This is a genomic window from uncultured Granulicatella sp. (genome assembly GCF_963528195.1).
In the GTDB taxonomy this organism is placed as follows: domain Bacteria; phylum Bacillota; class Bacilli; order Lactobacillales; family Aerococcaceae; genus Granulicatella.
Window position 1 is genome coordinate 1 of the sequence record NZ_CAURVN010000041.1, and the last position, 11,618, is coordinate 11,618.

At 32.7% G+C, this 11,618-nt stretch carries 14 protein-coding genes; all 14 read right to left on the reverse strand.

Annotated elements, in window-relative coordinates; genetic code table 11:
* Window positions 1-557: 557 nt before the first annotated feature.
* A complete protein-coding gene (locus RWR88_RS07515) occupies window positions 558-791 on the reverse strand; it encodes a hypothetical protein (protein WP_006703565.1) in 234 nt (77 codons plus the stop codon).
* 49 nt (window positions 792-840) lie between these two features.
* Complete coding sequence (locus RWR88_RS07520; RefSeq protein ID WP_314451538.1) at window positions 841-1,245, reverse strand: GNAT family N-acetyltransferase; 405 nt, start codon at window positions 1,243-1,245, stop codon at window positions 841-843.
* Between the two features lie 498 nt (window positions 1,246-1,743).
* A complete protein-coding gene (locus tag RWR88_RS07525; protein WP_314451540.1) occupies window positions 1,744-2,379 on the reverse strand; it encodes a helix-turn-helix domain-containing protein in 636 nt (211 codons plus the stop codon).
* A gap of 13 nt (window positions 2,380-2,392) precedes the next feature.
* A complete protein-coding gene (locus tag RWR88_RS07530) occupies window positions 2,393-3,487 on the reverse strand; it encodes an ABC transporter permease (protein WP_314451542.1) in 1,095 nt (364 codons plus the stop codon).
* A 3-nt stretch (window positions 3,488-3,490) separates the two neighbouring features.
* Complete coding sequence (locus RWR88_RS07535) at window positions 3,491-4,225, reverse strand: ABC transporter ATP-binding protein (protein ID WP_314451544.1); 735 nt, start codon at window positions 4,223-4,225, stop codon at window positions 3,491-3,493.
* A 527-nt stretch (window positions 4,226-4,752) separates the two neighbouring features.
* A complete protein-coding gene (locus RWR88_RS07540; protein ID WP_314451546.1) occupies window positions 4,753-5,088 on the reverse strand; it encodes a hypothetical protein in 336 nt (111 codons plus the stop codon).
* Window positions 5,089-5,247: 159 nt separating this feature from the next.
* The gene (locus tag RWR88_RS07545) at window positions 5,248-6,312 is read right to left on the reverse strand and encodes a HAMP domain-containing sensor histidine kinase (protein ID WP_314451548.1); all 1,065 of its coding nucleotides are present in this window, start codon (window positions 6,310-6,312) and stop codon (window positions 5,248-5,250) included.
* Window positions 6,305-6,988: a response regulator transcription factor gene (locus RWR88_RS07550; RefSeq protein ID WP_006703560.1), complete on the reverse strand. Its 684-nt coding sequence runs from the start codon at window positions 6,986-6,988 to the stop codon at window positions 6,305-6,307. Before RWR88_RS07550 ends, RWR88_RS07545 begins: the two co-directional genes overlap by 8 nt.
* A 35-nt stretch (window positions 6,989-7,023) precedes the next feature.
* Complete coding sequence (locus tag RWR88_RS07555) at window positions 7,024-7,701, reverse strand: ABC transporter ATP-binding protein (protein WP_020991269.1); 678 nt, start codon at window positions 7,699-7,701, stop codon at window positions 7,024-7,026.
* 1 nt (window position 7,702) lies between these two features.
* Window positions 7,703-8,797, reverse strand: a complete 1,095-nt coding sequence (locus RWR88_RS07560) for an FtsX-like permease family protein (RefSeq protein ID WP_006703558.1) — start codon at window positions 8,795-8,797, stop codon at window positions 7,703-7,705.
* Window positions 8,798-8,908: 111 nt separating this feature from the next.
* Window positions 8,909-9,247, reverse strand: coding sequence for a type II toxin-antitoxin system PemK/MazF family toxin (locus RWR88_RS07565; RefSeq protein WP_006703557.1), 339 nt, complete (start codon window positions 9,245-9,247; stop codon window positions 8,909-8,911).
* 18 nt (window positions 9,248-9,265) lie between these two features.
* A complete protein-coding gene (alr, locus tag RWR88_RS07570) occupies window positions 9,266-10,381 on the reverse strand; it encodes an alanine racemase (protein WP_314451551.1) in 1,116 nt (371 codons plus the stop codon).
* A gap of 18 nt (window positions 10,382-10,399) precedes the next feature.
* The gene (acpS, locus tag RWR88_RS07575) at window positions 10,400-10,765 is read right to left on the reverse strand and encodes a holo-ACP synthase (RefSeq protein ID WP_006703555.1); all 366 of its coding nucleotides are present in this window, start codon (window positions 10,763-10,765) and stop codon (window positions 10,400-10,402) included.
* A 170-nt stretch (window positions 10,766-10,935) separates the two neighbouring features.
* Window positions 10,936-11,618 (reverse strand): hypothetical protein (locus tag RWR88_RS07580; RefSeq protein ID WP_314451554.1); only part of this gene is annotated, 683 nt, incomplete at its 5' end.

Here is an 11,618-nt window from a genome sequence, read left to right on the forward strand (position 1 = left end):
ATATTTTTAATTGCTCTCAATATGAAAGTCCTTTCCAAATCCCTGTAGGGGGCATTTTTTGTATTTTCTAGTGTTTCCTGGGATTGTAAAACGTTGTTAAATCAACGTTTTCTATTTTTTGTTTCGCCGATTTCACGGAACATTTACGGAACACGGAACATTTTTGGAACATGGAATAGATACGAAATAAATACTTTTAAAATCAATATTTTATAATGTGGGAAGTTTTGATTTTTAAATTATTTTTAAATTACTTGAGTAAATGGGTGTCTAAAGAAAAGTCTAAAGAGATTTTTGATAACAATATTAAGAAAAGAAAATAACACCCCTATGGTTAAGATGAAAAAATGCACCTTGCTTTTTGAAGTGAGGTGTTTTTTATTTTTGAACTTAGAGGTTGAGAAGTATCAGAATCCAATGCGACATCTCATAGGAGATGTGCCAGAAATATAGGAGACCCGACAGTCCTGCTTATTTTGGCATCTAGTTTTTACTAGATGCTTTTTTTATGCAAAAAAGCACTTAACAAGTGTTAAGTACTTGGATGAAATTTAGTATTAAAATACACGAGCTATGTGTTTGATTCGTACGTTATCCCCTTTATATTCTTCAATGCCTAAATGGTCTAATATAGCTATGTACAAATCATGAAAAGTCATTTTTGCAAAAGTCTCAAATTCATAATCGTCTTTTAGTATAGATAATTTCTCAGCTTTTTCTTCTGGAGTTAAATCACTTTTTAAAACTGTAGCTATTAATTTACATTTTTCAATCATTGATAGTTTTTTCATTGTTCCTTATCTCCTTCCTTTTTAAAATTAGAGTTATATTCTTAATTCATTAATCTTTATCTCTAATCATCCCAACTCTATTTTCTGGAAGATAACAAAAATGATGTTTAAGATATAATTTATCAGCCGGGATTTTAGCTACTAAAGTAATAAAACTACTCTCATGTGTATTTTCATCAAACCATTGATCAATGATTCCCATAATTTTATTAGCAATTCCACGTCTCTGAAACTTTTTATCCACCATAATATCAGACACGACAAAGGTAATTCCTCCATCACCTACGACTCTTCCTAGTCCAATAAGTTCATTATCCTCATAAACAGAAACGGCGAAAAGAGTCCCATCAAGTGCCTTTTTAACTTCAGAATTCGGCTTAGTACTATTCATCCCAGAGTTAACTCTCAATTTGTTATAAGCTTCGACACTTGGAACTTTATGAATAAATTCCATAATAGCAATTCCTCCAATCTCTTCTATACTCTTATTATATCACTTAAACTCAATACTGTGTTCTATAAAGGCTATTCTATAGAAACTTGCTTTAGGTTGTTTGCTGTTTTGGATATAGACTTTAACTCAATAAAAAACAATCATGCTCAGCCGTTAGAAAGCTGAGCATGATTGTTAAGTATTCATCACTGATGAAGAACTTTTTCTGATAATTATAACTCATTTAATAATTGCCGCTATTAATTTAATTAGTCAGATAATCGGCTAACCAGTTGGGTTTCAACCTTTCTTGATTAGATAAAAAAGAAGAGTCTAGGACAAAAGTCTAACCTTAAATATAAAAGCGAACAAAACGAGTTATCTGACACTTAGAATTCTGTCTTGTTCGCTTTTTGCCTCATTTAGACAGAATTCTAGTTTCATTCGCTTTAATTTTACACTCAAACGTTCACAAGACTCTATTGATTAAGTCTTGATTATTTTTAATCTTTTGTGGCTCTACTTAAGAAGCAGTCCATTGATAATGTGATTTTGTATGAATCGAAGATCCTGTTCTTCATTTACAGTTTCTTGTTCAAGGATGAAACGCTGTACGTAGTATGCTAAAAACGGGCCTGCAAAAATTCGGAGAATCTCAACAGTTGTCAGTTCCTGATTGACCTGGGGATTCTCTTTCTTTAAATGATCTAAAAATTCGAGAATTTGATTTCCTAAATCCGGACTCATCATTCGATTCATTATGTTTTGTCGTAACTGATCATTAATCAGAGCTTCCTGAAAAATAATCTTTAAGATAACTTTGTTAGCTAAGATAAAGGAAAATCGATCTTGAACAAAAAATGCTACGATTTCCTCTAACTTGCTATACTTGGACAATGCTGGATAAAACTCGTGAAATATCTGCGGTATGACCGGAAGAATGATTTCAGTCAATAGCTCTTCCTTAGTTTTAAAATACTTGAAGATAGTAGCCTGACTCACACCAGCCATTTCAGCGATATCAACTGTAGAGGTTCCGTTAAAGCCTTTTTGGGCAAAAAGTTGAATGGCAGCTTTCATTGATTTCTTTTTACCGGCAGGCATCTTTTCCTGTTCCAACCAGTGATCGTATGATTCTAATATTTTACTGCTCATTTTATTTTTCCTCCTAAACCTTACGATATCTTTTCATTCCAAAGATATTAGCAATTGTTAATACAACAAGGAATCCTAATAAAACGAAAATATCCCCTGAAATATCAGATAAGCCTCTTCCCTCAATGATTATTTTATTCATGGCATCTCCTGAGTAAGATAGTGGTAAAACCTTACCAACATATCTTGCCCAACTTGCCATTGAATCAAGTGGAATAATTCCTGAAAAAAATAATTGTGGCATAACGACAAGTGGAATAAATTGCATCATTTGGAACTCTGATTTTGCCAATGTGGATAATAGAATACCAAACGTTAATGCGACGACTCCCAGTATCACACTAACTATTATAACATTAAAAATATTTCCGACAACCTCAACATTCAAAAGCCAGATTGCTGAACAAACAATGACGATGGATTGAATAATTGCCAACAAACCGTAAGAAATCATGTAACCAAAGACAATCTCCGAACGTTTGACTGGAGTTGCTAATAAGCGGTTCAAAGTACCAGTTGTTCTTTCTTTTAGTAAGGCCATCCCTGAAATGAGGAAAACAAAGAAGAAGATGATAAATCCAAGCAAAATAGGAATCATTTTAGCAAAGAATCCCGTATCCTCATTACCATAAACATAAGTCTCTGAGATGAACGGAGCAGCTGAATGAGTTTGTGAATTTGCTGCTTGTGGTGTTAGTTTCTGTATAGCTTCCACTAATTGATTGATTTGAGTCGCAACTATTGCTGATTTAATGGATTGTCTTGTAACAGCTGTTTTTGTTGAATCCGTATTAGCATAGACCACAGAGTATCCATCCTTGCTATCATAAGTAATCACACTGTCAACTTTATTATCTTTTAAAGCCGAATCTGCTTGGTCCCTACTTTGATAAATTTCAATTGTTAAATGACTATTCTCTTCCATCTTAGTTACAATCTGTTGTGGAACATTCACCGTTGCAAGGTTTACATCGATGGTAGTATTGGCAGAGAACATGATATTCATTAACCACATAATAAAAATTGGAGCTACAAACATCAGAGCAAGAGTTCGTTTATCGCGAAAGAGCTCTTTTAAAACTTTTTGTACAATCGCAAAAATACGCATTTATTATCCTTCTTTCTTATTTTGACTGAGTTCAGCGTTAAGAAATACTTCTTCCATAGTGTGAACACCAAATTCTTCTTTCAGTTTAGCTGGAGTATCCATAGCAATCATTTTCCCGCATAAAAGCAAACCGACTTCATCGCAAAGTTCTGCTTCATCCATGACGTGTGTGGTTACTAAGATTCCAATTCCATTCTTTTTTAAATTTCCCAACTCTTCCCAGATTTGCTTTCTTAGAGAAGGGTCAATCCCTACGGTCGGTTCATCTAAAATTAATAGATTTGGATTTCCAAGAAGAGCGATAGCGAGTGATAATCTTCGTTTCATCCCTCCTGAATAACTTCCAACAGGTTTCTTTAGATGATCAGTCAAATCAACAACATTGGATACGTGTTGAATGGCTGACTCTAATGTAGACTTAGACATTTTTTTCATTTGACCAAAAAATTGCAAATTCTCATAACCAGATAATGAATCATAAAGCGCATCTGATTGAGCCATGTATCCAATATTTCCTAAAACATGTCTATTAGGCATCTCAGCATCTAATACAAAAGCAGTACCGGAATCCGCTTTTTCCATTCCTAAAGCTGTCTTGATTAAGGTTGACTTCCCAGCACCGGAGGGCCCGATTAGTCCTAAAATTTTCCCAGGAACTAAAGAGAGTGAAATTCCATTTAATACTTTTTGGTTTCCAAAAGATTTATGAAGTTCTTGAATATTGAGTAATTTTTCCATAACGAATACCTTTCTAGTTTTAAGTGAGTGAGCGATCGCTCACTATATCTAGAATACTAGTGAGTAATCGCTCACTTGTCAAGTATTTTTGTAGATATTTCTAAAAAATTATCAAAATAAATATGTTAGAAGACTAGAAGAGGAAATCAGTAATCCAATTATCTTGATAAAAAGCAAAAAACTTGGAAGTCAAGGCTTTTTCTGTTGTATTTAGGTTATTCTTACATAAATTTGTAAGAATTTTTCATATTGAAAGTAATCAAAAATGTTGAAATATAAGTGATTTTTAGAAGATACTTGGAGCGTTTTTAATATAATTATTTTAAAATGAGGTAAAAAGCAAACAAGGCAAAATTCTGAGTGTCAGATAACTTGTTTTGTTCACTTTTATATTTAAGGTTAGACTTTTGTCCTAGACTCTTCTTTTTTATCTAACCAAGAAAGGTTGAAACCCATTAAAAAAGAGAAGGGACAAAGTTAAAATACCTCACATGTTTTAACCTTGTCCCTTTATTATTCTTGGTATACTACTCTTCTACACTTTCACGGTAATCAATTTGCAATTCATCCTTATACTCTTCACAGATTGTTTGATAATCGTATTCAGATAAGCTAGCGATAAATAAGTCATAATCTAAATCTAACTGATCTGCTTCAAAGCTTTCTTTCCAAATTTCAAATTCTCTTTCAAATGGCAATGTGCTCTTCCATTCATCTTCTTCTGAGAAGCAATGTTCTGAAATAAAATGTGCTAATGCTTTGTAAGAATCAAAATAGTAATAATCCTTCTCCATTGGTAGTGCTACTTCTAATGATTCAATTCCTTGTTTTACTTGATTACGATGTACATATAATTGACTCATATTAAATCCCTCTTTTTTCTTATATTCTCTTACATTTCAAACTATATACGAAATACTTATTTTCAGCAATTAAAATCCTTTATTCTGCTTATCGAGTCTATCTCAAACAAACAAAAACTCAACGAACCCCTCTCTACAGGAACTCATTGAGTTTCAATTTTACAATGATTCATCTCCTATCGGTAATAGAATTTCAAATACGCTTCCTTTTCCAAGTTCGCTTTCTACTGAAATTTCTCCTTGTAGTCGATGTACAATGGATTGAACAATCGCAAGCCCTAAACCATTTCCTTCTTGAACATGAGAGTTTTCTGCTTGATAAAATTGTTCAAAGATATGCCGTTGTGCTTCAGGAGAGAGTCCAATTCCCTTGTCTTCTATCTGAACCTTTATGTACTCATTTTCTTCAAGAATTGTAATGATTAATTCTACCGTATCTCCAGAATATTTAATGGCATTATCAATTAAATTTGTCCAAACTTGCATCATCAAGTCTGCATCCGTTTGACAATAGACAGGTTTGCTTGAAAAAGTTAAATAAATGTCTTTTTCTTTCCATTTTTCTGTCATCAAAATAACTGCATGTCGAATTTGTTCATCCAATTGTACTCTTTTTTTCTGCGGCAAAAAGTCCTTTTCCATTTTGGTAAGTGTCACAATATCATCACATAAACGGCTCAATCGCATACTTTCCGATTGTAAAATATGCGTTAAGTCCCTCCTTGTAGCTTCATCCAATTTTTCATCGGCTAATAAATCACTAACGCCTACTAATGCTGCAATGGGAGTTTTTAATTCATGGGAGAAATTCACTATAAAATCAGCACGGTGTTGACTACTCTTCTTTAAATCTTCAGCCATCTGATTGACATTTTGAGCTAATTGATCAATTTCATTATGATATTTTGCAGTATCTTTTGGATATTTTCTACGATGGATTTTATGATTATAATTCCCCTTAGAAATTGCTTTAACTGATTCATTCAAATCAGAAATGGGACGTGTTAAATGAACGGATCCCCACCACATCACTAAACTTCCAATCACAATAATCGTGCCACTAAAAATCAATAACCAAATTGTTAAACTTGTTTCAATTTTTAAAAGATTTTTTAGGAAAAATATGACTGCTACTCCAATCAAACTTGTCGCTATCAATATCCTAAAAAATAAGCGGAGAAAATATTTCCGAAGTGAAAATTGAATTTCTTTTTGTTTATCCATGTTTCATTGTTCCTTTATAGCCTAATCCTCTAACGGTTACAATATCAAAGTCTTCATTTCCTTTCAATTTTTGACGAAGTCTTTTAATACAAGCATCGATTAAACGTTCATCATAATCTTCTTCCATTCCCCATATATCATCTAACAAATCTAATCGTGTAAAGATTTTTTCTGGATAACTTAATAATTTATATAACAAGAAAAATTCTTTTGGGGGAATTTGTACTTGTTCTCCTGTTGTTAACTCCGTCATTGTTAAGGTATTGTAATCTAATCGAGTGTGAGTAAAAGTCAGCACTTTTTCTGCTTCAAGTTGAGATCTTCTCAGTAATGCTTTCACTCTTAAAACGAGCTCTTCTAACCGTAGAGGCTTCACCATATAATCATCCACCCCTAATTTAAAAGCTGCTTCTAGCGATTCTAATTGAGATTTTGCTGTTATCATTAAAATAGGCAATGTATGCTTCGTTTCTCGCAATGTTTGAACGAATTCATAGCCATCCATTTCAGGCATCATAATATCTGAAATGACTAAGTCAATCTGCTGTTTTTCCATCAAATTTAAAGCTTCTTGTCCATTTTGTACGGTATAGACTGAGTAATTTTCTTGCTTTAATTTTGTTGAAATCATTGTTTTAATCGCAAAATCATCTTCACAAACTAATATACTAAACATAGTTCCTCCTTATTAGGAACATTATAGCATATTTCTTATAGGCGAACTAAACTTCCTTTTTTTAATTCATAGACAGTGTCCACATATTCTAATACAGAACGGTCATGAGTAACCATAATAGCACTCTTTTGTTTTTCTTTTACTTCTCTTTGAATTAATTGTGCAATTTCCTGTGCTTTTTCCGGATCCAAACTCGCCGTTGGTTCATCTGCTAAAATTAATTGCGGATTTCCGATAAATGCTCTTGCAATGGCAACTCTTTGTTTTTGCCCACCAGAAATTTGATTTGGGTATAAATAATAACATCCCTCTACTCCTAATTCTTTTAATAATGTTTGAACTTCTTCTTTACGTTTAGCAGCATCTTTTTGTCCTTTTAATTTAGAAACCTCTTCTAATTGGTCTCCGACTGTCATATAAGACAATAATTGATGATCTTGGAAAATAAATCCTAATAATTCTAAACGCTTCTTAGTCCATTCACTTTGCGTTACATTTGTTAAATTTTGATTTGCTATATGAATTTCTCCTGAATCAGAAGATAATAATAATCCAGCAATCGATAAAAACGTTGATTTTCCTGAACCTGAAGGCCCTACAATCGCAACAAATTCCCCTTTATTCACTGTCAAATTCAAATCATGAAGAATTTCTCTTTTTTGCATTCCATCCATAAATGATTTTGTAATATTTTTTAATTCAATAACTGACATTTTATTCACCCTTTCCACCAATGACTTCAATTGGGTCTACTTGTTTAATTTTTAAGATGGATAATATTCCACATAATATAGAAATCATAATAAAACTTAATGCAATTGTTACATTTCCTTGTAATGTCATATAAAAAGGCATTGAACTTGGGAGAACAAAAACTAAACCTAAAGCACACCCTAATCCAATACTTACTCCGATAATAGATAAAATACTAATTTGAGATAATTGAATCATGGTAATTTGTTTCATAGACATTCCAATTGCTTTTAACACCCCAAATTGTTGTAATTTTTGTAGTGTTAAAATATAGAAGAATACTCCTAAAACTGCTGAGGACGCTACTAATAATACCCATGTAATCATTGTTAGAGTTAGATTTGTAGCAGTATACCCTGGAATTTTTTTAATTAATTCTTTTGAATTGTAGACAACCAATTGACTTGATAAATCTTCTGAATTGATTGTTTGATTCGTTATAATTGTTTGTGGCTTCCAAGTGTAATTTGGATCAATTTTTTTACGCATCGCTTCATATGTTTCTGTTGTTACAAACGCAATCGAACTATGTCCATATTTAGCATTTTTTGCAAAAGCTACTACTGTTAAATTCTCTTTTGAAGTTTTATCTTGAATCGTATCTCCTACTGCAATTCCTTTTTCTTTATACGATTCATCTAATACGACTTCTTGATTTCCTAATTTTTCTAATGAATAATCCATCGTTTCTACTTTACTTGATACTAAATTTAATTGATCGATTGCAAAAAACGTTACATCTTGATTATTATCTTCATCTTCTTTAGAAAGAGATGAACGTTGAATGACTAACCCAAAAGAATCTTCTAATTTTAAGGCTTCAATTTCTGTTACATTTTGATTTGTTAAATTAGAAAAAGGGATAACCCCTTGCGAATCTTTCGAAAGAATATAATGTACTTCTCCAAAATTTTCAATTTGTGCGGTAATAATTCTTCCTAAACCATTTGATAATCCAGATAAAAAGATAACCATAAACATCATTATGACGATTAGTACCTCGATTAAAATAAATTTTTTAGGTTGATATTTAATTTCATTCCATGCAATTTTCATATAAAATTCTCCTTTGTTCTCAATGTATATGTCTACTATAAAAGAGAAATATGACCTGAATATGACATTGACTAAAAAAATAACCCGTTGATTGAACAACGGGTTATTCCTTTAAATTCCAAAACTAATTCTGAGTCCTTCATTTACTTTTTCCATAAAGGCATCATCAACTTCTGTTATTTTTTCAATTAATCGAACTTTATCAATTGTACGAACTTGTTCTAATAATACAGTAGATTCCCTGCTAAATTGAAATTGATCTTTTTGAATTTCAATATGTGTTGGTAAATTTGCTTTTTCGTGTTTTGCCGTAATAGCAGCGACAATGACCGTCGTACTAAAATGATTTCCAACATCATTTTGAACAATTAGAACGGGACGTTTTCCTCCCTGTTCACTTCCTACTACAGGAGATAAGTCCGCTAAATATACTTCTCCTCGTTTTACCATTTATCTTTCTCCTAATCATCATTTATAACTTCTTGGCACACGATCACTAATTAAACAAAGTGATTCATATGAAATTGTGTGGCTTCTATGAGACAATTCTTCTGCTGTAATGCGCTCATTACCATTTTTTCCTAATAGAGTTACCTTTGTACCAACAGGAATTTCATAAGGAAGACGAATCATACATTGATCCATACATACTCGTCCAACAATCGGACATCTTACTCCAGAAACAATGACTTCACCAGGAGCATACGCACGAAGATAGCCATCAGCATATCCTACTGGTAATGTGGCAATCCATTCATCATCACTACAAGTATAGGTAGCACCATAACTAATTGTGTCCCCTGCATGTAATTGTTTTACAAAAACAATCTCCGTTTCCCAAGTTAATGCTTTTTCTAATGGTAATGTATCAGGAAGTCTTAATCCTCCATTAGAAGGATTTAATCCATACAAGCCAATACCCCAGCGAATAACATTTGTTGTTAATCCTTCATGCCAAATAGCCGCAGCTGAATTTGAACAATGAACATAAGTAGGACGTTGTTCTAAAGCTTCAACACACTCGTTAAATGATTTCAACTGCTGTTCAAACTGACTCGTATCTGCTTCATCAGCAGTCGCAAAATGAGTAAAGATACCTTCAAAAATAAATTGCGCATCATATTCTCTTAAAAATTGTTCGATCTCTTTGACTTGCTCTGGTGTTCGAACTCCAATTCTTCCCATCCCTGTATCAATCGCTAGATGCACAATCAGTTGCTTTCCATCTGGAATTAGAGTCTGTGCTTTTTCTAACCAATCTAAAGAACTCACTGTAGTAGATATACGATAGTCACAGAGAATTGGTACATCTTCTAATCGGCTAATTCCTAATATCAGAATCGGTTCTTGGAATCCTTCTTGTCTTAATTGAATCGCTTCATCTAATAATGCGACACAAAATCCCGCAACTCCTTCTTCATGAGCCGCTTTAGCCACTTCCATCATTCCATGTCCATAAGCATTTGCCTTTACTACGGCAAAAATATCTGTATTGGGATAATGATCTTTAACAGCTTTAATATTTTGTTTAATTGCATTTAAATGAACGATTACACGTGTATTCCTATGAATTGCAGGAAACATATCTTCACTTTCCTTCTTCTATATTTGGGGAGTCTCTTCTAATATAACGACAGCATACGCATCATGGTTTGTATGCGTGATACTGACATGTTTTTGATAATGGTGCGGAGCAGTTAATACTGGTTGTCCAGTCTCAGCATTTAGAATTTCAATCTCTTGAAAAGACACAGCTTTCCCTATTCCAGTGCCTAACGCTTTAGAATACGCTTCTTTTGCTGCGAATCTTCCAGCTAAGTATTCAACTTTTCTTTTCATCCCTAAAGTTTCATACACAGAATATTCCATTGGAGTTAATACTCGTTGAATGAAAGATGAATCTTGTACTACAATTTTTTCAATTCGTGATAATTCAATAGCATCCATTCCGACACCAATAATCGCCATTTCAATTCTCCCTTTAAAAACATAATGTTAGTTCTTATTGTATCAAATGAAATACTATTTGTCAGAATTTTTTAAAAAGTTTATAAATTAATCTAATAAATTTTAAAATACATTATGCAGCATAATATCAAAAAAGACGACCACAGTCGTCTTGAAAAATTGTTATTCTACTATTCATCAGCAGACAAACATTTGTCTAATTCTATTAAAGAAATGCTTAATCGTTTTGCACCTTCTTCTTTCGAGAGAAGGCCATCTTTAATTAAACTGATAATCATCATTTTCTTTCCATGTTCGATACCGTGTACTTTTCCTTTTTCGATTCCTTCTGCTATCCCCTCAGCTTTACCTTCTGCTAACCCTTGCATTCTTGCATCTTTCTTTTCCTTTTCTATAGTCGCTAAAAAACTTGAATATGCTTGGAGATATCGTGTTCTTTCGTCATACATTTTTCTTTCCTCCTTTGTCCAATCTATTCGACTCACAATACGATCAGCTTGTTCTAATATCTTTTCTGGTTTTTGTGTATAGGGTTGATTTCCAAAAAGTTCAATCCAACGCACTTTCTTGTATTCTTGTATCTTATCTTTATTATACTTCTCTAATTCTAAAAATGCCATTAAAGCCAAGTCTTGTTCTTCTTCAAATCCTTTAAAATAGACTTTCAATTCATCATTTGTATTTTTTTCTTTAAAGCAATATACGTGAACCATTTTATCATCCTTAAAATATCTTTTTTGAGTGATGGCAATGGTGTACACTGGTAACAATTCTTCTGCGAGTTTATGGGTTTCTACTCCATCTTTTTTATGTTCATCTGCATTTTTAGTCACTTGATTACATAGATATAACC

Excerpts from the sequence above, each read along its gene's own strand:
- RWR88_RS07515 (WP_006703565.1), bottom strand. The coding sequence starts at position 791 with ATGAAAAAACTATCAATGATTGAAAAATGTAAATTAATAGCTACAGTT.
- RWR88_RS07520 (WP_314451538.1), bottom strand. The coding sequence starts at position 1,245 with ATGGAATTTATTCATAAAGTTCCAAGTGTCGAAGCTTATAACAAATTG.
- RWR88_RS07525 (WP_314451540.1), bottom strand. The coding sequence starts at position 2,379 with ATGAGCAGTAAAATATTAGAATCATACGATCACTGGTTGGAACAGGAA.
- RWR88_RS07530 (WP_314451542.1), bottom strand. The coding sequence starts at position 3,487 with ATGCGTATTTTTGCGATTGTACAAAAAGTTTTAAAAGAGCTCTTTCGC.
- RWR88_RS07535 (WP_314451544.1), bottom strand. The coding sequence starts at position 4,225 with ATGGAAAAATTACTCAATATTCAAGAACTTCATAAATCTTTTGGAAAC.
- RWR88_RS07540 (WP_314451546.1), bottom strand. The coding sequence starts at position 5,088 with ATGAGTCAATTATATGTACATCGTAATCAAGTAAAACAAGGAATTGAA.
- RWR88_RS07545 (WP_314451548.1), bottom strand. The coding sequence starts at position 6,312 with ATGGATAAACAAAAAGAAATTCAATTTTCACTTCGGAAATATTTTCTC.
- RWR88_RS07550 (WP_006703560.1), bottom strand. The coding sequence starts at position 6,988 with ATGTTTAGTATATTAGTTTGTGAAGATGATTTTGCGATTAAAACAATG.
- RWR88_RS07555 (WP_020991269.1), bottom strand. The coding sequence starts at position 7,701 with ATGTCAGTTATTGAATTAAAAAATATTACAAAATCATTTATGGATGGA.
- RWR88_RS07560 (WP_006703558.1), bottom strand. The coding sequence starts at position 8,797 with ATGAAAATTGCATGGAATGAAATTAAATATCAACCTAAAAAATTTATT.
- RWR88_RS07565 (WP_006703557.1), bottom strand. The coding sequence starts at position 9,247 with ATGGTAAAACGAGGAGAAGTATATTTAGCGGACTTATCTCCTGTAGTA.
- alr (WP_314451551.1), bottom strand. The coding sequence starts at position 10,381 with ATGTTTCCTGCAATTCATAGGAATACACGTGTAATCGTTCATTTAAAT.
- acpS (WP_006703555.1), bottom strand. The coding sequence starts at position 10,765 with ATGGCGATTATTGGTGTCGGAATGGATGCTATTGAATTATCACGAATT.